The organism is Deinococcus sp. Marseille-Q6407 (assembly GCF_946848805.1).
Lineage (GTDB): Bacteria > Deinococcota > Deinococci > Deinococcales > Deinococcaceae > Deinococcus.
In genome coordinates, this window is record NZ_CAMPFU010000003.1 from 429,633 (window position 1) to 450,443 (window position 20,811).

Genomic DNA, 20,811 nt, shown 5'->3' on the forward strand with positions numbered 1-20,811 from the left:
ACGGTCTGGGTGGTCACCTGCGCTCACCCGCGCCCCAGCGCCGCTCCAGACGGGTTGAGAGGAAGCTCAGCACCAGCGTCATGGCAAGGTACACCAGCGCAATCGCCAGGTACATCTCGAACGGCTTGTAGGTGCGCGAGGCCACGATCTGCCCGGCGCGGGTCAGTTCGACCAGGGCGATAGAGGAGAGCAGCGAAGTGTTCTTCAGCAGGTTGAGGGCCTCGTTGACCAGCGGCGGCAGCACCCGCCGGAACGCCTGCGGCAGCACGATATAGCGCATGGTGTCGCGCGGGGAGAAGCCCAGCGACAGCGACGCTTCGGTCTGCCCGAGCGGCACGCCCTGAATGCCCGAACGCATGATCTCGGCCACATAAGCCGCCGAGTTCAGCGAGAAGGCCAGCACCCCGGCCGGAAACGGGTCCATATTGACACCGGTCACCTGCGGCAGGCCGAAATAAATCAGGAAAATCTGCACCAGCAGCGGCGTGCCGCGAATCAGTTCAATATAGGCGGTCGCCAGCCACGACAGCGGCTTGATAGGGGACAGCCGCGCCAGGGCCAGCAGGGTTCCCAGAACGGTCCCGGCCACCAAGGAGATGGCCGTGACTTCGATGGTGAGAACAGCCGCCTGAAGCAGATAAGGCAGGTTGTTGGCGATTAACTGAAAATCCATCCGGGGGCGCTTACTTCGCCTGGGTGTTGAACCACTTGTCGTGGATCTGCTTCATCTGGCCGTTTTGCTGCACGGTCGCCAGCGCAGCGTTCAGTTCAGCCACCAGGTCGGTGCATTCCAGGCGGGTCGCCAGGGCCTTGTTGCCACCGTCCATCTGACCGGCCAGCTTCACGTCCTTGTTGGCCTTGACATAGTTGTCGCCAGCCGGGGCGTCCACGATCATTGAATCGATTTGACCGGCCTTGAGGGCCGCCAGCGCTTCGCTGAACAGGTTGAAGGTGCGCACGTCGGCGCCGTCGATCTTGGCAGCCATGTCGGCCTGTACGGTGCCCAGCTGCACGCCCACCGTCTTGCCCTTGAGGGTGTCGGGGCCGTTGATGCCAGTGTCCTTGGCCGACACCACGATCACGTTCTTGGTTTCTTCATAAGGATCGCTGAACGACACCGACTTGGCGCGCTCCTCGGTCTTGGTCAGGCCCGCGGCAATCAGGTCGGCGCGGTTCGCGATCAGGGAAGGAATCAGGCCGTCGAAGCCCTGCCCGGTGAATTTAGCCTCGATGCCGATTTCCTTGGCCAGAGCGTTGACCAAGTCCACATCGAAGCCCACGATCTGGTTCTGCTCGTTGGTGGATTCGTAAGGCGGGTAGTCCGGGCTGGTGATCACGCGCAGGCCGTCCTTGCGGATCTTGTCCATGCAGGTGCCGCCGCCTGCGGGCGCGGTGGTGGCCGTGGTGCTCTGACTGGCGGTAGTCTGTGTGGTCGAGGTGGTCTTGGTTTCCTGCTTGGTGCAGGCGCTCAGGGACAGGGTCCCCAGCATCATCAGGGGCAAAACAGCTGATAGATATTTCATGGTTGTTTCCTCCGGGGAAGCCGGGCGCTGCTTCAGACAGCACCACTTATCCCCGCGATGTTATCCCCGGCAGGATACTTATGCAACTTTCACAGGCCGGCCTGAGCGTGCTCTGGACGCTTTTCTACCGTTTCCAGGCGTGCAGGTCCAGCGAAGGTGGACAGACGGGCGTAGCGCGGCAGGCCCGTCCCGGACTGAATAAACCGAATAACTATCCGGGCGGGCCCGCCAAGCCGGCGGCGCCCCGGCCGGCGTGCAAATCTGTGAGAGCCCGCCCCGTACACTGCGGGCCGTGGAACTCCTGCCCCTGCCCATCATCCTGCTCATCGCCCTGGTGTTCGGGCTGCTGATCGGGTCCTTTACCAACGTGCTGATCTGGCGGCTGCCGCGCGGCGAGAGCATTTCCTTTCCGCCCAGCCACTGCCCCAACTGTGACCACCCGCTGGCCCCGAAAGACCTGGTGCCGGTCTTTTCCTGGCTGAGCCTGGGCGGGAAGTGCCGCTACTGCGGGGCGCCCATTAAGCCGCGCTATCCGGTGATAGAGCTGATTTCGGGCGTGGCCTACGCCCTGATCGCCTACTTCTATCCGCCGGCCGCTTACGGACTGGGCACCTTGGGATTGATGCTGCTGTTCACCATCCTGCTGGCCGGCAGCGCGATTGACCTGGATACCTATACCATTCCCGACGAGCTGACGCTGCCGGGCGTGGCGCTGGGGCTGGGCTTTGCCGCGCTGGCTGGAACGGGGCTGGCCGGGACGGGAGTGGCTGAAACAGGAGTGGCAGGAGGCGGCCTGCCGACCCTGCCCAAAGCGCTGCCCGAAGCGCTGGCCGGGGCGCTCACCGGCGCCGGGCTGCTGATGACCATTGACCTGATCGGGTCGTGGGTGCTGCGGCGCTTCCGCGAGCGGCAGTATCCGGATGCACCGATCGGGCACCAGCAGATTGCGCTGGCGCTGCTGGTCGGGGCCTGGGCCGGGCCGCTGTGGGGCCTGGGCGCGGCGCTGCTCTCGGCGGCAGTCAATGCGGCGGCGCGGCGGGTGGTACGTGTGCCGGAACTGCTGACCCTGGGTGGGGCGCTGCTCAGCCTGGCACTGGGGGCGAACTTCGGGCGCGACCCGCTGGGCATGGTCAATGGGGCGCTCCAGGGCGCAGGTGCAGCGGCGCTGATTGCCGGGCTGTACTGGTGGATTCAGTACGCCTTCGTTCAGAAGCAGAGCGGCGAAACGGAGGCCGAGGAAGACGCCCCTTTCGACCCCAGTGCGATGGGCTTCGGGGACGTGAAGCTGGCCGGCGTGATCGGCGCTTTCCTAGGCGTGAGCGGCGTGCTGGTCAGCATCGGCGTGGCGATCTTTGCAGGGGCCATCCTGGGGCTACTGCAAATGGCGCTGAAGTCCGAAAACCGCCTGAAGTTCGGCCCTTACCTGGCCATTGGTGCCGTGGTCGCCATGCTATGGGGCAATCACCTGGTGGCGTGGTACCGGGGCCTGCTGGGCCTCTGAGCTTTCAGGCCCGCCGCAGCGGCGAGACGAGCGTTTCGGCCCCCAGCGTCCCGGCCAGTTCCCAGAACTCCCGGTCATGGGCCGGGTTGGTCCAGGCCGGCGACTGCACCAGTACCAGCGCGGTGACTTCGGCGGGGTCTGGCAGCGCGGCCGAGCGGGTCAGCTTCACCCGCGCCAGCGCCTCGGCGGGCAGCAGCGGTTCCAGCTCAGCGCGGGTGCGGGCCAGGTCAAAGCCCTCGGCCACCGGCAACTCCGCGTGCCAGAGGGGATAGCGGCATTCATAGTGCGCGGCCAGCCCGGCCCCCAGTGCCAGCCCGGCCCAGTTGCCGGGGCGCAGGCGGATGCCGTCGCCGCTGAAGGAAGTCAGGTCATGGTGGCTGTCTATATTCAGCACCTCCTGCCCCGGCCCAAAGCGCTCCAGCAAAGGCCAGATATCGGCGTGCGAGAGGGTCACGAAAGCCGGCAGGCCCGCGTACCGTGCCAGAGCTTCCCAGCCAGGGTACAGCGGGAAATCGTCGGCCAGGGCGTCCCAGCCGGCGCCGGAGCCGCCACGCTGCTGGCTGCGCTTCCGGGCCCGCTCACGCCAGCGCTCCAGCCGGTCAGCGTCCCGGTCGGCCGTGCCCCAGATGGGCGCGTCGAACACCAGCTCGCGGGTGCCGGAATAGGCATCCCAGTCTATGGAGAGCAGCACGGGAGTCAGTCTAGCCGCAGCCTGAACACGTTAGGCGGCGCAGCCAGCAAACCGGTCATGCCGTGAGCCACGGTGCGCCCCGGCCGGCTGCCCTATGCTGGGCCGCATGACTGCCGAACACACCGACACCCCCCGCCTGAAACTGCTGTTGATCGTGCCGCACCCCGACGACGAGGTGTATGGCGCGGGCGGCACCATCATGGAATTCGAGGAGGCGGGGCACAGCTGCGGCCTGGTCACCCTGACCCGGGGCAACGCCGGGCGCAACCTGGGCCTGTGCGACACGCCCGAGCAGCTGGCCGAGATGCGCGAGGTGGAGCTGAGCGCCTGCCTGGACGTGCTGGACATCACCGTGCACGAGCAGCACAGTTACCCCGACCGGGAACTGAAGAGCTGTGACCTGGCCGAGCTGACCGAGGTGGCCCGCGAGGCCATTGAGCGCTACCAGCCGGAAATCGTGCTGACTTTCCCGCCCAACGGCTCCAACGGCCACCCCGACCACACCACCACCCACCAGGCGGTCAAAGCGGCCTGGGACAGCCTGCCGGAAGGCGAGCGGCCTGCCCTGTGGTACTACGCCGGCACCAGCGCCCCCGAGGACGATTCGCTGCTGCCTGCCTGGCTGCCGGCCAACCTGAGGCGCGACGTGAGCCGCTTCGTGACCCGCAAGCTGAAGGCCATCGGCTGCCACCGCACCCAGGCACTGAGCAGCGTGGACTTTATCCGCAAGTTCCCCGAACGCATCACCGAGGAAACGTTCTACGTGGTGGGCCAGGGCGATCAAGGCGCAGCAGCCCACGCCTAAGGCCTAGCGGCGGGGCAGCGGCAGCAGCTAAGCCACTGTCCTGCCAGGCCGCCTCCAGAGCCGCTCAGGCCGGCTGGGTCTGCCGGGCGGTCAGCAGCCGCAGGGTATCCCGCGCTGCGCTGAGAATCGGGGTGCCAGGGCCGAAGATACCCACCACACCCGCGTCATACAGTGCTTGGTAGTCCTGCTGCGGAATCACGCCGCCGGCGATCACCAGAATGTCGCCGGCGCCTTCCGCCTTCAGCGCCGCAATCAGCTGCGGAATCAGGGTCTTGTGCCCGGCCGCCTGGCTGCTCACACCCACGATGTATACGTCGTTCTCAATGGCCTGCCGCGCGGCTTCCTCGGGAGTCTGAAACAGGGGAGACACGTCCACATCGAAGCCCAGGTCGGCAAAGCCGGTAGCAATCACTTTGGCGCCCCGGTCGTGGCCGTCCTGGCCCATTTTGGCCACCAGGATGCGTGGGCGGCGGCCTTCTGCCTCAGCGAAAGCACTGATTTCCGCCTGCAGTTCGCTGAATTCGTCCACCCCCTCGTAGCCCTGCGCGTACACGCCGCTGAGGGTCTGCACTTCTGCCTGGTGACGGCCCCACACGTCTTCCAGGGCACTCGACACCTCGCCCAGGGTGGCCCGCGCCCGCATCGCTTCCACGCTGAGGGCCAGCAGGTTGCCCTCGCCGCTGCGGGCCGCTTCACGCAGGGCACTGAGGGTTTCCTCCACCCGCGCCGAATCGCGCTCAGCCTTGAGCTTCTGCAGGCGGGCAATCTGCGAATCGCGCACCACCGCGTTGTCGATGTCCAGGACCTCGTAGGCGCTGTCGTCTCGGTCCAGGCGGTACTTGTTGACGCCCACGATCACGTCCTGTCCGCGGTCGATCCGGGCCTGCTTGCGCGCCGCCGATTCCTCGATTCGCAGCTTGGGAATGCCCTGCTCGATGGCTTTGGCCATGCCGCCCAGCTCCTCCACCTCGCGCATCAGCTCGCGGGCTTTGTCAGCCAGATCGTGGGTCAGGCGCTCCATCAGGTAGCTGCCGCCCCAGGGGTCCACCACGTCGGTCACGCCAGTTTCTTCTTGAATGATCAGCTGGGTATTGCGGGCAATCCGGGCGCTGAAGTCGGTGGGCAGGCCGATTGCCTCATCAAAAGCGTTGGTGTGCAGGCTCTGGGTGCCGCCGAACACCGCCGCCATCGCCTCGACCGCCGTGCGCACCACGTTGTTGTAGGGATCCTGCTCGGTCAGTGACCAGCCGGAGGTCTGGCAGTGGGTACGCAGCATCCGGCTCTGAGGGTTTTTGGGCTCAAACTGGCTCATGATCTCGTCCCACAGCAGCCGGGCGGCACGCAACTTGGCGACTTCGGTGTAGAAGTTCATGCCGATAGCAAAAAAGAAGCTCAGGCGCGGCGCAAAAGCGTCCACGTCCAGCCCACTTTGCAGCGCCGCCTTGACGTACTCCAGCCCGTCGGAGAGGGTATAGGCCAGCTCCAGCGCAGCGTTGGCGCCGGCTTCCTGCAGGTGGTAGCCCGAAATGGAGATGGAATTAAAGCGCGGCATCTCGCTGGCGGTGTAGGCGATGATGTCGGCAATGATGCGCATGGACGGCTCCGGCGGGTAGATATAAGTGTTGCGCACCATGAATTCCTTGAGGATGTCGTTCTGGATAGTGCCCGAAAGCTGGCTTCTGGGCACCCCCTGTTCCTCGCCGGCCACGATGAAGCCGGCCAGCACCGGCAGCACCGCGCCGTTCATGGTCATGGAAACCGACATCTGGTCCAGCGGAATACCGTCGAAGAGGATTTTCATGTCCTCTACCGAATCGATCGCCACGCCGGCCTTGCCCACGTCGCCCACCACGCGGGGGTGGTCCGAGTCGTAGCCGCGGTGGGTAGCGAGGTCAAAAGCCACGCTGAGGCCCTTTTGTCCGGCGGCCAGGTTGCGGCGGTAAAAGGCGTTGGACTCCTCGGCGGTGGAAAAGCCGGCGTATTGCCTGATGGTCCAGGGCCGGGCCGCGTACATGGTGGCGCGGGGCCCACGGGTAAACGGCGAGAAACCCGGCAGAGTATCGGTTTCCAGGCCTTCTACGTCGGCAGCGGTATACAGCGGCTTGAGGGTCAGCCCTTCGGCAGTCAGCCGGTTCAGTTTCTCGGGGCTTTCGCCGCGCAGGTCCTTGGTGGCGAGCGCCTGCCAGTCTTGCAGGGCGGGGCGCTTGGGTGCGGAATCGGTCATGGTCTGGCTCCTTGGCAAAAAAGTAGGCAGGAAAAGTGAACAGCGGCGGGAGACACGGGGGGAGCGCCTGGAATGTTCGGCTGGAAAAATGGATGTTGCGCCCATCATAAACCTGTTGCGCCAGCCGGCCAGGAACCGCACCCTGGTCAAAGCCTCGCTTTCCCCCGATTTCAGCCACTCTATTCGCACTGCATAAGCCGGGCCGCCCTACAGGCGTAAGGAGGAAGTACCCAGGCAGTACACAACTGCTTAAGCAGGGCACGCTAAACCGAACGCAGTGTTCTTGGCTGGGTAACTTTATACTAGAAAAAGATTAAAGATGCCTGTATATTAAATCTCCCCTACCGACGTTTCCAGGCAGTTCTGCGCTCATCCGGGCAGCGCCTTTTTGGGCACCTACCGCATCGGAACCCCTGCTGTTTGTCCTCTTGCAGCCACCCGGACACTGGCGCTTTTTTCTGAATACTTATACCCACAAGCTCCGGTTTCTCACATTTTCTGTATCTGTGACGGCCGCAGCCAGACAACCATCTCCCGAATTTCACACCACTCCATCACTCCCAATTTCACGACTTCCGCAGGAGGCCCGTCATGACCCAGCCTTTTCCATCACCGGACCAGCAGCAGTTTTCCCAGCCGGCGCAGGCGCGCGCCCAGGGCCTGTACAGTGGGCGCGAGCACGACGCCTGCGGCGTGGGCATGGTGGCGCAGATGCACGGCCGCCGGTCACACGACATCGTTTCCCAGGCCCTGCTGATCCTGAAAAACCTGGACCACCGCGGCGCAGTCGGGGCCGACGCCCTGATGGGGGACGGCGCCGGCATCCTGATTCAGATTCCCGATGCCTTTTACCGTGCCGAAATGGCCCAGCAGGGCGTGGACCTGCCGGCTGAGGGCGACTACGGCGTGGGCATGATTTTCCTGCCCAAGGAAATCGCCGCCCGGCGTGCCTGTGAGCAGGAGATGGAACGCGCTATCGAGGCCGAGGGACAGGTGGTGCTGGGCTGGCGCGACGTGCCCATTAACCACGACATGCCGATGAGCCCAGCGGTGCGCGACAAGGAGCCGGTGATTCGGCAGGTATTTATCGGAGCCGGCCCCGACACCCTGGTGCCCGACGCACTGGAGCGCAAGCTGTACGTGATTCGCCGCCGCGCCAGCAACGCCATCCTGAGCCTGAATTTCCGCCACGGCCGCGAATACTACGTGCCCAGCATGTCGTGCCGCACGGTGATCTATAAGGGCCTCTTGCTGGCCGATCAGGTGGGCGAATACTACCTGGACCTGCAACGCCCCGAGCTGACCTCGGCGCTGGCAATCGTGCACCAGCGGTTTTCCACCAACACCTTTCCCGAGTGGCGGCTGGCGCACCCCTACCGGATGGTGGCCCACAACGGCGAAATCAACACCGTCAAGGGCAACTTCAACTGGATGCGGGCCCGCGAGAGCGTGCTGCAAAGCCCAGTGCTGGGTGACGACCTGAAAAAGCTGTTTCCCATCTCGTTCGAGGGCGAGTCGGATACCGCCACCTTCGACAACGTGCTGGAACTGCTGACCCTCAGCGGCTACCCGATGGCGCAGGCCGCCATGATGATGATCCCGGAAGCCTGGGAGGGTGACCGGACCATCGGTGACGACCGGCGCGCCTTTTACGAGTATCACGCGGCCATGATGGAGCCCTGGGACGGCCCGGCGGCGATGGTCTTTACCAACGGCCGGCAGGTGGGCGCCACCCTGGACCGCAACGGCCTGCGCCCCGCTCGCTACCTGGAAACCAAGGACGGCCTGGTGGTACTGGCTTCCGAAACCGGCGCGCTGCCGATTCCCGATCAGGACGTGGTGCGCAAGTGGCGGCTGCAGCCGGGCCGGATGTTCCTGATTGACTTCGAGCAGGGCCGGATTATTCAGGACGACGAACTCAAGTCCCAGTTCGCGCTGACCAAGCCGTACCGCCAGTGGGTGCAGAACACCCGTTTCCGGCTGGACGATTCGGACGTGACCGGCGACGTGGACCACTTCGACGAGCCGCTGATTCGCCGGCAGCAGGCCTTTGGCTATAGCCAAGAAGACCTGAAGTTCCTGATGGGCCCGATGGCGGAAAAAGGCGAAGAGGGCCTGGGCAGCATGGGCAACGACTCGCCGCTGGCGGTGCTGTCCAAGCGCAACAAGTCGCTGTACTCGTACTTCAAGCAGCTGTTCGCGCAGGTGACCAACCCGCCGATTGACCCGATCCGCGAGTCGGTGGTCATGAGCCTGCTCTCGTATGTGGGCCCGCGCCCTGACCTGCTGGACATCAACTCGGTCAACCCGCCAATGTGTCTGGAAGTCAGCCAGCCGATTCTGGATTTCGACGACATCGCCCGGCTGCGCTCTATCGAGCAGCACACCCGCGGCAAGTTCCGCGCTTTCGAGCTGGACATCACCTACCCGGCGTTCTGGGGCTCGCGTGGCGTGGAGGCCAAACTGGCGACCATCAACGCCTGGGCCGCCGACGCGGTGGAAAGTGGCCACAACATCATCATCCTGACCGACAAGCGGGTGGGCCGTGACCGCGCCCCGATTCCCGCCCTGCTGGCCCTGAGCAGCGTGCACAATCACCTGATCGGCCGCGGCCTGCGCATGAAAGTGGGCCTGGTGGTGGAAACCGGCGACGCTCGCGAGGTGCATCACTTTGCGGCGCTGGCCGGTTACGGCGCCGAAGCCATTCACCCCTATCTGGCGCTGGAAACTGTGGCGGTACTGGCCCGCGGGCAGGAAGTGGTGCCGGGCCTGGAGAGCGTGGAAGGCCTCACCCCCAAAAAAGCCATCCAGAACTATGTCAAGGCCATCGGCAAGGGCCTGAGCAAGATCATGTCCAAGATGGGCGTCAGCACCTTCCGCTCCTACTGCGGCGCAGGGCTGTTCGAGGCGCTGGGCCTGCAAGAAGACTTTGTGAACAAGTACTTTTACGGCACCGCCAGCCGGGTGGGCGGCATCGGACTGGAAGACGTGGCCGAGGAGGCGCTGCGGATTCATGCCCGTGCCTTCAGCGACGAGCAGGAGCTGGAGCACCTGCTGGACCCGGGCGGCGAGTATGCCTGGCGGGTGCGCGGCGAGGCGCACCTGTGGAGCCCGGACGCTGTTGCCAAACTGCAGCGTGGCGTGCGCAGCGGCGAATACAGCAGCTACCGCGAATACGCCAGGGAAATCAACGACCAGAGCCGCAACCTGATGACCCTGCGTGGCCTGTTTGAACTGCGCAGCGACCGGGCCTCCATCCCGCTGGACGAGGTGGAGCCAGCCTCCGAAATCGTCAAGCGCTTTGCCACCGGGGCCATGAGCCTGGGCAGCATCTCGACCGAAGCGCACGCGGCGCTGGCCGTCGCCATGAACCGCATCGGCGGTAAGAGCAACACCGGCGAGGGCGGTGAGGATCCGGCCCGTTACCTGCGCGAAATGCGCGGCAAGACGTTGGGCGAGGGCGAGACCCTGGCCAGCGTGATCGGTGCCGAGCAGGTCGAAAGCGACTACCCGCTGGAAGCCGGCGACTCGCTGCGCTCCAAGATCAAGCAGATTGCTTCGGGGCGCTTCGGGGTCACGGCCGGCTACCTGGTCAGCGCCGAGCAGATTCAGCTGAAGATGGCCCAGGGCGCCAAGCCCGGCGAAGGCGGACAATTGCCCGGCGGCAAGGTGAGCGAGTACATCGGCTACCTGCGCCACAGCGTGCCGGGCGTGGGCCTGATTTCGCCGCCCCCGCACCACGACATCTACTCGATTGAGGACCTCGCGCAGCTGATTCACGACATGAAAAATGTCAACCCGCAGGCCGATATCTCGGTGAAGCTGGTCTCGGAAGTGGGCGTGGGCACCGTGGCGGCCGGGGTCGCCAAGGCCAAGGCCGACCACATCGTGGTCTCGGGCTATGACGGCGGCACCGGCGCCTCGCCGCTGGGCTCCATCAAGAACACCGGGACCCCCTGGGAACTGGGCCTGGCCGAAACCCAGCAGACGCTGGTGCTCAACGGCCTGCGTGACCGGGTGCGCCTGCAGACCGACGGCCAGATGAAAACGGGGCGCGACGTGGTGATCGCCGCGATGCTGGGCGCCGACGAATACGGCTTTGCCACGGCGCCGCTGGTGGCCGAGGGCTGCATCATGATGCGCAAGTGTCACCTCAACACCTGCCCGGTGGGCGTGGCGACCCAGGACCCGGTGCTGCGTCAGCGCTTTACCGGCAAGCCGGAGCACGTGGTGAACTACTTCTTCTTCGTGGCCGAGGAAGTGCGCGAGCTGCTGGCCGAGCTGGGTTACGCTCGGCTGGACGACCTGATCGGCCGCAGCGACCTGCTGGACACCCGTGCCGGCGTGGACCACTGGAAAGCGCAGGGCCTGGATTTCAGCCGGATCTTTTACCGCGCCGAGGTGCCCGGACAGCTGGGCCGCCACAGTGCCACGGCCAGGACCATGGCCTGGCCGTGGCACTGGACCTCGAGCTGATTCGCAAGTGCCAGCCGGCCATCCTGCGCGGCGAGCCGGTGCATTTTACCCAGCAGGTGCGCAACGTGAACCGCAGCGTGGGCGTGATGCTTTCGGGCGAAGTGGTGCGCCACAATCCGATGGGCCTGCCCGACGGCACCATTCACCTGGAGCTAGAAGGCACCGGCGGCCAGAGCTTCAGCGGCTTTCTGGCGTCCGGCATGACTTTCGACCTGATCGGCGACGCCAACGACTTTGTGGGCAAGGGCCTCAGCGGTGGGCGGATCATCGTGCGGCCGCCGCTGGCCCTGCGCAGCCCCTCCGAGCAGAACATCATCGTGGGCAACACCGTGCTGTACGGTGCCACCAGCGGCGAAGCCTATTTCCGTGGGGTCGCCGGCGAACGCTTCGCCGTGCGGCTGAGCGGGGCCTCGACGGTTGTGGAAGGCGTGGGCGACCACGGCTGCGAGTACATGACCGGCGGCACCGTGGCGGTGCTGGGCCGCACCGGACGCAACTTTGCGGCCGGCATGAGCGGCGGCGTGGCCTACGTCTACGACGAGGACAGCCGCTTTGCCGAGCGCTGCAACCCCAGCATGGTGGCGCTCCAGCTGGTGCTGCCGGCCAGCGAACAGCTGCGCACAGTGCCGGCGCAGGCCCTGCATCAAGGCCAGGCCGACGAAACGCTGCTGCGCACGTTGATCGAGCAGCACCGCCAGCTGACCGGTTCGCCCCGCGCCGCCGAGCTGCTGGCCGACTGGGACACCGCCCGCCAGCGCTTCGTCAAGGTGATGCCGCACGAATATGCCCGCGCCCTGAGCGAACACCCCGCCGGCACGGCCACCAGCAGCGAAACGCCCGCTCCGGCCGGCAGCGTGCAGAGTGCCGACACCGTCAGCATGCAGACCGGCCCCGCCGAACACGGCGGCCAGGGCACCCTGGTGAAGTAAGAGCGGTGAAGTAGGGCAAGCAAAGTAAGCCAGTTCTCAGCACTTCAGCATCAGACAGACACCGGCGCACCCGCCGGGGCAACACCACCGGAAAATGGCAGAACAGGGCAGCTGACCCCCAGAGGGCACCGCTGCCCACCCGCCCACCGGGAGGACAGGAGCAAGAGGTAAACCATGAGCAAGATCACTGGATTTCTGGAACAGGGCCGGGTTCCTGAGCACTATGCTCCGGCCGGGGAACGCGTCGCCTACAGCAAGGAATTTATCCGCCCGCTGACGGCGCAGGAAGCCCAGCTGCAGGCGGTGCGCTGCATGGACTGCGGTATTCCCTTTTGCAACAGCGGCTGCCCGGTTCACAACATCATCCCCGACTTCAACAATCTGGTGTATCAGGACGACTGGCGCGAGGCGCTGGAAAACCTGCACAGCACTAACAATTTTCCCGAATTCACCGGCCGGGCCTGCCCGGCGCCCTGTGAGTCGGCCTGCGTACTGAACATCGCCGACGACCCGGTGGGCATCAAGTCCATCGAGCTGGCAATTATTGAGCGCGGCTGGCAGGAAGGCTGGGTGCGCCCCGAGCCGCCCGAGCAGCAGACCGGCCGCACGGTGGCGGTGGTGGGCAGCGGTCCTGCCGGCCTGGCCGCCGCGCAGCAACTGGCCCGCGCCGGCCACAGCGTGACGGTGTTCGAGAAGAACGACCGCATTGGTGGACTGCTGCGCTACGGTATTCCCGATTTCAAGATGGAAAAGCACCACATTGACCGCCGCATCAGCCAGATGGAAGCGGAGGGCGTCGTCTTCCGGCCCGGCGTGGTGGTGGGAGAGCGTGAGGCTTCTGAGCGCTACCGCAGCGGCGGCGTGGTGGACCTCAGCAGCGACGTGGTGACGTCCGCTGAACTGCAAGAACAATTCGACGCGGTGCTGCTGGCCGGCGGCGCCGAGAACCCCCGCGAGATGGAGATTCCGGGCCGTGACCTGAGCGGCATTCATCACGCGATGGAATTCCTGACTGCCCACAACCGCAGCGTGGCCGGCGACGCGGTGGCCGGCGCACCCTCGGCGCAGGGCAAGCAGGTGGTGGTGATCGGTGGGGGCGACACCGGCAGCGACTGTATCGGCACCAGCCACCGCCAGGGCGCAGCCGGCGTGACGCAGTTCATCCGCCGGCCCGAGCTCCCCGGACAGGACCCGCTGCTCACCTGGCCCGACATGCCGATGACAGTGGCCTTCAGCAGCAGCCATGAGGAAGGCGGCGAGCGCGCCTTTGCCACCGTGCCCAAGGAATTCGTGGGCGAGGGCGGCCGGGTGACCGGGGTGCGGACTGTGCAGGCCGACCTGCAACAGGGGCAACTGGTGGAAGTGCCCGGCACCGAGCGAATGTACCCGGCCGATCTGGTGCTGCTGGCGATCGGGTTCGACCGCCCGGTGACGCACCTGCTGGAAGCCTTCGGAGTGGCGCAGGACCTGCGCGGCAACGCCCAGGCCGGCGACGATGAGGTCAGCGGCTACCTGACCAGCACGCCCGGCGTGTTCGCGGCCGGCGACATCCGGCGCGGCGCCTCGCTGATCGTGTGGGCCATCCGGGAAGGCCGGCAGGCCGCGCGCGCCATCGACCAGTTCCTGATGGGCGAAAGCCGCCTGCCGCGCTGAGCTGCTTGTCCCATTTGCGGGCGCCTCTTTTCCTGGCCTAGCCTTTGCCCGGCCTTCAGACCAGAAAGGAAGCGCCCGCGCTAACATCGGAAACGTGACCGACGCTGCTGCCCGCCCCCCTGTCATCCTCTCGCCCAGCCTGCTGGCCTGCGACTTCACGCGGCTGGGCGAGGAACTCGCCACCCTGAAAAATGCCGGTGTGCCCTGGGCGCACGTGGACGTGATGGACGGGCAGTTCGTGCCCAACATTTCCTTCGGCCTGCCAATTCTGGCGGCGGCCCGCCGGGCTTCGGACCTGTATATGGACGTTCACCTGATGATCGAGCAGCCGGAACGCTTCCTGCACGACTTTGCCGAGGCCGGCGCCGACGGCATGACGGTGCAGGTGGAAAGCACCCGGCACATTCACCGGGCAGTGGGCCAGATTCGCGAGCTGGGCAAGCGGGCAGGCGTCACCCTGAATCCCGGCACCCCGCTGGAGATGATCCGGCCGGTGCTGGCCGACGTGGACCTGGTGCTGGTGATGAGCGTGAATCCCGGCTTCGGCGGGCAGAAATTCATCGGCTCCAGCGTGGAACGGGTACGCACGGTGCGCCGCTGGCTGGACGAGATCGGCTCGGCGGCGGAGTTGCAGGTGGACGGCGGCGTGACGGCCGCCAACGCCCGCGAGCTGGTCGAGGCCGGCGCGACCAATCTGGTGGCCGGCAGTGCCATTTTCGGGGCCGCCGGGGGCGCCGCCGCCGGCGTGCAGGCTTTCCAGGCGGCACTGGCCGAGCAGGCATGAGCCGCCGCCTCAGCGTGGACCTGCTGCCGGGGCTGCACCCGGCCGGGGCCGCAGGCGGCACCGCGCTGGTGATCGACGTGCTACGGGCCACCACCACCGCCACCACTTTTCTGGAACACGGTGCCGACGCGGTGGTCTTTGCGCCCAGCCCCGAGCTGGCCTTTGCCCGCCGGCAGCACCCCGCTTCCGGCACCCGGACGCTGCTGGCCGGTGAGCGGGGCGGCATCCGGCTGGAGGGCTTCGACCTGGGCAACAGCCCACTGGACGCGCAGGCCGGCAGCTGGGCCGGGCACACCCTGGTCATGAACACCACCAACGGCACCGCCGCCGCCCACACCGCCGCGCAGGCCGCCGACCACATCCTGCTGGCCTGCCTGCGCAACGCGCCGGCAGCCGCGGCCCGGGCGCTGGCACGGGAGGGCGACATCACCATCGTCTGTTCCGGCACCGATGCCCAGGTCAGCCTGGACGACTGCTACACCGCCGGCGTGCTGGTGCGCGGGCTGCTGGCGGCTGCGCCGGCAGGCACTTTTCTGCCCAACGACTCGGCGCAGATGGCGCTGGCGCTGCTGGACCGCTGGCCGGACCCGGCTGCCGCGCTGCAGGCCAGCGCACACGGCCAGCGCCTGCTGGGCATGGGCGACACCGATCTGGCTTTTGCCGACCTGGCGCTGGACGTGGCTTTCTGCGCCGAGTTGGGCGTCAGCAGCTGCGTGCCGGAACTGCGCGGCAGCGAAGCCGGCGGACTGGTCTTCCGGTAGACGGGCGGGTGGGGGGCTTGCCTGGGTCACAGCGCAAAAACTCCCTGCACGGTACTCTGGGCGCATGACCGAGCTGCCCGCAGGCCTCCAGCTGCCCGAAGTGACCGACCCGCAGAGGGTGAACTGGCAGGAGATTCCCAGCCCCGCCTTCGTGCTGGATGAAACCCGGCTGCGGCGCAATCTGGCCCTGATTTCATATGTGCAGCAGCAAAGCGGCGCGCAGATTATCGTGGCCTTCAAGGGCTTTTCGATGTGGTCCACGTTTCCCGTCCTGCGCGAGTACGGCATCACCGGAGCCACCGCCAGCAGCCTGAACGAGGTGATTCTGGCCGACGAGGAGATGCAGGGCGAAGTCCACACTTACGCGCCGGCCTACTCGGACGAGGACTTCCCGGAAATCCTGCGCCGCTCGGACCACATCGTGTTCAACTCGTTGTCGCAGTGGGAGCGCTTCCGGCCGCAGGTGGAAGCTGCCCGCGGGGGAGGGGGCCGCACCATTCACGCCGGCCTACGGGTCAACCCCGAATACGCCGAGGTGGAAACCGACCTCTACAACCCCGCCGGGCCGTTCTCGCGCCTGGGCATCACCCGCCGTGAGTTCCCGGACACTCTCCCGGAAGGCATCAACGGCCTGCACTTTCATACCCTCTGCGAGAAGGATTCCGACACCCTGGAGCGCACCCTGGAAGTGCTGGAAGAAAAGTTCGGCGACATCCTGGCCTCGGAGCAGCTGACCTGGGTCAATTTCGGCGGCGGGCACCTGATGACCCGTGAGGGATACGACATCGAGCGCCTGATCCGGGTGGTGCGCGCCTTCCGCGAAAAGTGGAATGTTCACGTGATTCTGGAACCCGGCAGCGCCTTCGGCTGGCAGACCGGCTGGCTGGTCTCAAGCGTGCTGGACGTGGTGCATAACGTCAAGGACGCCGCGCTGCTGGACGTTTCCGTCTCGGCGCACATGCCCGACGTGCTGGAAATGCCTTACCGCCCCCGCATTCTGGGGGCCGGCGACCCGCCCGACGACGAACACCGCGAGGCCGAGACTGAAACGGTGGGGCACCGCTATATCATCGGCGGCACCACCTGTCTGGCCGGCGACGTGGTAGGTGAGTATGTCTTCCCGCAGCGGCTGAAGGTGGGTGACCGGGTCGTGTTCGACGACATGATTCACTACACCATGGTCAAGACGACCTTCTTCAACGGCGTCAAACACCCCGATATCGGCATTCTGCATGCGGATGGGCGCTACGAGCGGGTCAAGGCCTTCGGCTATCAGGAATTCAAAGCCAAACTGAGCTGAGGCGGGGGAGCAGCCCTGGCCGCGCTACAGTCGGGGTATGGCTCAAAGTCCGCAGTTCCGCGAGCGTGTCCTGGCCCTGGTGGCCCGCATTCCCAGGGGCCGGGTAATGACCTACGGCCAGCTGGCGCTGCTGGCCGGGCAGCCGGGCGCGGCGCGGCAGGTGGGCTATATCATGAACGGCCTGCAAAGCAGCGACCATCAGCTGCCCTGGCAACGGGTGGTGAATTCGCAGGGCCGCATCAGCACCGGCCGGATCGGGCTGGGCGACCTTCAGCTGGCCCTCTTGATCAACGACGGCGTGACTTTCGACAGCTCCGGGCGGCTTGATCTGGTGCAGTACCAGTGGTGGCCGGAAGACGCGGAGGGTGCCCCAGCCACAGGCGGCGGATAAAGGCATCTTCAGGGGTGATTTAACCCTCCCAACCGCTCGGTAGGCGCGCTATTCTAGGCAGTATGACGAGTCTCAAAGCACGCATGACTCAGGGCAATGTGATGTCCTGGCTCGCCGGTATCCTTCTCGGCCTGGTTCTGGGAATTGCCCTGCTGATCGTGGCCAACGCGGGCGCACCCTCTGCCAAGGTTCCGACCTCGGGCAGCGACGGCGCGGCGGTCACGGCGGACGCCAGTGTGAACGAGGCCGCCCAGAAAGGCAACACCCCCGAAACGGCGGGCGTGAGCCAGGGCAGCCAGGGAGGCCAGACCGACAGCGCCACCAACGCCAACCAGGAATCGGCCCCCACCGTCGGTGATCCGGCCACCACTGCCGGCGGCGACGCTGGCGATACCACCGCTTCCGGGGACACGACCGCTGCGGCCGGCGATTCCGGCGCAGCCACCGACGCTTCGGGCGCGGCGGCCAGCAGCGAAGGCCAGAGCGGTGACGCCGCAGCGGCCGGCGCGACGGCTGACGCCGGCAACGCCGCCGGTGACGCGGCAGCCGGCAAGCAGTTCTTCAGCAGCACCTGTGGCGGCTGCCACGGCCCCGAAGGCCAGGGCGCCATTGGCCCGGCCATGAACGCGCACGCCAGCGGCTGGGACCTGGCCGGCTTTACCCAGACCCTGCGCGAGGGCAAGACCCCCGACGGCCGCGAGCTGTCGCCCACCATGCCGCGCTTCAGCGACAGTCAGGTCAGCGACCAGGACATCGCCAACATCCACGCCTGGGTGCAGAGCCTCTGAGCCTTCCTGGCCCCTTGGGCAGAGGGCCATCAGCAGGCAGGGCGGACAGCGGAGGAAAAACCGCTGCCCGCTTTTCTTCTGCACGCTGCGCCGCGCCTTAGTGTAGAGTAGGACCGCACACCCAATTCAGCGCACACCAGCTGCGACAGGAGGAGACTTATGCTCGTTACCGGCAAAGAAATTCTGGTTCCCGCCCGCGAGGGCAAGTACGGCGTTCCCGCCTTCAACACCAACAACATGGAGAGTACTCAGGCGATCATCCACACCGCCGAGAAGCTCGAAGCGCCCGTGATGGTGCAGATGTCCGAAGGCGCCATCAAGTACGGCGGCCAGGACCTCGCCAACATCGTGATTGATATGGCCCGCCGCGCCACCATTCCCGTCGCGCTGCACCTGGACCACGGCTCCAGCTACGAGTCGGCCCTCAAGGCCATCAGCATGGGCTTTACCTCGGTGATGATCGACGCTTCGCACCACGAATTTGCCGACAACGTGCGCGAAACTAAGCGTGTGGTGGAAGCCGCCCACGCCATGGGCATCAGTGTGGAAGCCGAGCTGGGCCGCCTGGGCGGTATCGAGGAACACGTGGTGGTGGACGAGAAGGACGCCTTCCTGACCAACCCTGACGAAGCCGTCAAGTTCATTGAAGACACCGGCGTGGATTACCTCGCCATTGCCATCGGCACCTCGCACGGCGCCTACAAGGGCAAGGGCCGGCCCTTTATCGACCACGACCGCATCGAGAAGATCGCCGGCATGACCACCATTCCGCTGGTGGCCCACGGTTCCAGCGGCGTGCCCAAGGAAATCACCGACCGCTTCCGCGCCGCCGGCGGCGAAATCGGCGACGCGGCCGGCATCGCCGACGAGGACCTGACCCGCGCCGTGCAGCACGGCATTGCCAAGGTGAACGTGGACACCGACCTGCGGCTGGCCGCCAGCGTGGGCGTGCGCGAAGCCTTCCAGGCCAACCCCAAGGAATTCGACCCCCGCAAGTGGATGGGCCCGGCCCGTGACGTGATGAGCGAAATCGTGGCCCACAAGCTGCAGGTGCTGGGCGCCGCCGGCAAGGCCAGCATGCAGGCGCTGAAGTAAGACCCGGCCGCTCTCAGGACTCGCCCTGGGCGGCCTGAGAGATACGCGGAAGCAGGCCAGGCAGGCCAGATTTTGGCCACCTACCTGCTTTGCTCTTGCCCTGCCTTCCTGAGCTGTGGCTTTCTGGGCGCCGGCGCCCGGAATTACACCCGCACCAGCTCGGCCGGCAGCATCTGCCCGAAAGCGGGGAACCGCTCGGCAGCTTCCGGCTGGCCGGCCCCTTCCAGCACCACCAGGCCCCGGGGCCGCTCCACATGCAGCGGCAGCAGCGCCAGCCGGCCGGTCTGGTAGGCGCCCAGGTCCAGGTAGACCTGCTCCGCCTGCTGCACCACCACCCGCACCGGAGTATGCCCATGCACCGAGTAGGTCACGCCGGGCGGCAGCCGGAAGGGGCCGTCCTGCGGGCGCAACCACAGCACCGCCGACATGGGGTTGGGATAGTCGCGGTGCGCTTTGGGCGGGCTGGCATGGGCCACCAGCACGCTGGGGCCGCCGGCCGGGGGCTGCTGGTGAATACCGCCCTGCGCGTCCACGAACACCATCCGTGGCAGCTCCGACAGGTACTCGCGCAGCACCTCGGGAAAGTCTTCCAGCGTCAGGCCGCCCAGCTCGCGGCGCACCGACTCGCCGCCGGCCCGCATCCACCACTGCAGACCCTGCATGGCCAGACGGAACTCCTCAGGATTGCCGCTGTCTACAAACTGCTGAAAATGCTGCGGGCCGTCCAGGGCCATGCGCTCGTGGTTGCCCATCAGCAGAGTGGCGCGGCCCTCGGCGCGCAGTTCCAGCAGCCGCACCACGCAGCGCAGCGAGTCCGGGCCACGGTCAATGGCGTCACCCAAGCACAGCAAATGCCAGTTGGGCCAGTGGGCTTCGGCGTAGCGAACAGCCGCTTCCAGCAGGTCGGCGCGGCCATGCAGGTCAGGAACCACAAAGACGGTGCGGGGCTCGGACATCACCGCCGCAGTCTACTTCGTTTAACCTGAGCGGCTTACTCTAAACGCATGAACGACGACCGCCAGCTGACCCGCCGGGAATGGTTGCAGCGCACGGGCCTGGGCCTGTTGGGCCTGGGTGGCCTGTTGGGTGGCAGCGCTGTGGCCCAGGGCTACGGCCTGAGCATCACCCGGCACCGCCGGCCCCTGAGCGGGCTGCAAGCCCCGCTGAAGGTGGCCTTTCTGACCGATCTGCACTACGGGCTATTTATCGAAGCACGCAGTGTGCAACGCTGGGCCGACGTGACCCTGGCCGAGCGGCCGGACCTGATTCTGTTGGGCGGCGATTTTGTGGATGTCCGCCCCGGCGAGCGGCCCACCGCGCTGCTGGAGCAGCTGGCCCGCTTGCAGGCTCCACTGGGCGTCTATGGCGTGTGGGGCAACCACGACTACGGCAGTTTCGGCCGCTACGACTCGCGCTGGCGCGGTGAAGGGCGCCCCGGCTGGCCGGAATTCCGCCGTGAGTTGACCGGGCAGCTGGCAGAAGCCGGCGTGCAGATTCTGCGCAACGCCTCCGCCCAGCCCCGGCCGGACCTCTATCTGGCCGGCACCGACGACTGGCAGTGGGGGGACCGGCCGGACCTGAGCCGCCTGCTGGCCGGCGCGGGGAAGCGGGCCACGCTGCTGCTCACCCACAACCCGGACATCCTGCCCACCTTTCCGCAGCACATCGGGCTGACGCTGATCGGGCACACCCACGGCGGGCAGGTGCGGCTGCCGGGCATCGGCGCTGTCAAGGTGCCCAGCGCTTACGGCACCCGCTACGCGATGGGCTGGCACCAGGGTGCCCACGGCAGCCCAGCCTACGTGAGCCGGGGGCTGGGGGTGTCAGGGTTGCCGGTGCGGATGCTCTGCCCGCCGGAAATCACTGTACTGGAGCTGTTCCCGGCCTGAG

The 20,811-nt window shown here is 66.4% G+C and carries 15 protein-coding genes and 1 pseudogene; 11 read left to right on the forward strand and 5 right to left on the reverse strand.

Features of this window, described 5'->3' with window-relative positions; genetic code table 11:
* Positions 1-13: 13 nt before the first annotated feature.
* Together OCI36_RS09260 and OCI36_RS09265 are read right to left on the reverse strand one after the other, a co-directional pair.
* Entirely contained in the window at positions 14-673 is a 660-nt protein-coding gene (locus tag OCI36_RS09260; RefSeq protein WP_261664790.1) for an amino acid ABC transporter permease, read from the reverse strand.
* Between the two features lie 10 nt (positions 674-683).
* Positions 684-1,523, reverse strand: coding sequence for a basic amino acid ABC transporter substrate-binding protein (locus tag OCI36_RS09265; protein WP_261664791.1), 840 nt, complete (start codon positions 1,521-1,523; stop codon positions 684-686).
* 292 nt (positions 1,524-1,815) lie between these two features.
* On the opposite strand from OCI36_RS09265, the gene OCI36_RS09270 reads away from it, so the two are divergent.
* Positions 1,816-3,024, forward strand: a complete 1,209-nt coding sequence (locus OCI36_RS09270) for a prepilin peptidase (RefSeq protein ID WP_261664792.1) — start codon at positions 1,816-1,818, stop codon at positions 3,022-3,024.
* Positions 3,025-3,028: 4 nt separating this feature from the next.
* Here the strand turns inward: OCI36_RS09270 and OCI36_RS09275 are convergent, their stop codons facing one another.
* Positions 3,029-3,715 (reverse strand): arginase, encoded by a 687-nt coding sequence (locus OCI36_RS09275; RefSeq protein WP_261664793.1) that lies wholly within the window; start codon positions 3,713-3,715, stop codon positions 3,029-3,031.
* Between the two features lie 106 nt (positions 3,716-3,821).
* Between OCI36_RS09275 and OCI36_RS09280 the strand changes: the two genes are divergently transcribed.
* The gene (locus OCI36_RS09280; RefSeq protein WP_261664794.1) at positions 3,822-4,520 is read left to right on the forward strand and encodes a PIG-L deacetylase family protein; all 699 of its coding nucleotides are present in this window, start codon (positions 3,822-3,824) and stop codon (positions 4,518-4,520) included.
* A 64-nt stretch (positions 4,521-4,584) separates the two neighbouring features.
* On the opposite strand, the gene scpA is transcribed toward OCI36_RS09280, so the two are convergent.
* Positions 4,585-6,744 (reverse strand): methylmalonyl-CoA mutase, encoded by a 2,160-nt coding sequence (gene scpA / locus OCI36_RS09285; RefSeq protein WP_261664795.1) that lies wholly within the window; start codon positions 6,742-6,744, stop codon positions 4,585-4,587.
* A 699-nt stretch (positions 6,745-7,443) separates the two neighbouring features.
* Here scpA and OCI36_RS09290 point away from each other — a divergent pair.
* The 8 genes and pseudogenes from OCI36_RS09290 (at position 7,444) to fba (ending at position 18,921) form a co-directional block, all read left to right on the forward strand.
* A pseudogene (locus OCI36_RS09290) lies at positions 7,444-12,149 on the forward strand (glutamate synthase-related protein).
* 174 nt (positions 12,150-12,323) lie between these two features.
* A complete protein-coding gene (locus OCI36_RS09295; RefSeq protein ID WP_261664796.1) occupies positions 12,324-13,802 on the forward strand; it encodes a glutamate synthase subunit beta in 1,479 nt (492 codons plus the stop codon).
* Between the two features lie 94 nt (positions 13,803-13,896).
* The gene (gene rpe, locus OCI36_RS09300) at positions 13,897-14,586 is read left to right on the forward strand and encodes a ribulose-phosphate 3-epimerase (RefSeq protein ID WP_261664797.1); all 690 of its coding nucleotides are present in this window, start codon (positions 13,897-13,899) and stop codon (positions 14,584-14,586) included.
* Positions 14,583-15,347: a 2-phosphosulfolactate phosphatase gene (locus OCI36_RS09305; protein ID WP_261664798.1), complete on the forward strand. Its 765-nt coding sequence runs from the start codon at positions 14,583-14,585 to the stop codon at positions 15,345-15,347. The genes rpe and OCI36_RS09305 overlap by 4 nt, the downstream gene beginning before the upstream one ends.
* 64 nt (positions 15,348-15,411) lie before the next feature.
* Positions 15,412-16,647 carry a carboxynorspermidine decarboxylase gene (gene nspC / locus OCI36_RS09310; RefSeq protein ID WP_261664799.1) on the forward strand — a complete coding sequence of 412 codons (1,236 nt, stop codon included), beginning with the start codon at positions 15,412-15,414 and terminating at the stop codon, positions 16,645-16,647.
* 37 nt (positions 16,648-16,684) lie between these two features.
* Entirely contained in the window at positions 16,685-17,038 is a 354-nt protein-coding gene (locus OCI36_RS09315; protein WP_261664800.1) for an MGMT family protein, read from the forward strand.
* Positions 17,039-17,100: 62 nt separating this feature from the next.
* Positions 17,101-17,826, forward strand: a complete 726-nt coding sequence (locus tag OCI36_RS09320; RefSeq protein ID WP_261664801.1) for a c-type cytochrome — start codon at positions 17,101-17,103, stop codon at positions 17,824-17,826.
* Positions 17,827-17,985: 159 nt separating this feature from the next.
* Positions 17,986-18,921, forward strand: a complete 936-nt coding sequence (gene fba, locus OCI36_RS09325) for a class II fructose-1,6-bisphosphate aldolase (protein ID WP_261664802.1) — start codon at positions 17,986-17,988, stop codon at positions 18,919-18,921.
* A gap of 143 nt (positions 18,922-19,064) precedes the next feature.
* On the opposite strand, the gene OCI36_RS09330 is transcribed toward fba, so the two are convergent.
* Positions 19,065-19,877, reverse strand: coding sequence for a metallophosphoesterase (locus OCI36_RS09330; RefSeq protein WP_261664803.1), 813 nt, complete (start codon positions 19,875-19,877; stop codon positions 19,065-19,067).
* Positions 19,878-19,925: 48 nt separating this feature from the next.
* Between OCI36_RS09330 and OCI36_RS09335 the strand changes: the two genes are divergently transcribed.
* Positions 19,926-20,810, forward strand: a complete 885-nt coding sequence (locus OCI36_RS09335; RefSeq protein WP_261664804.1) for a metallophosphoesterase — start codon at positions 19,926-19,928, stop codon at positions 20,808-20,810.
* Position 20,811: the final 1 nt, after the last annotated feature.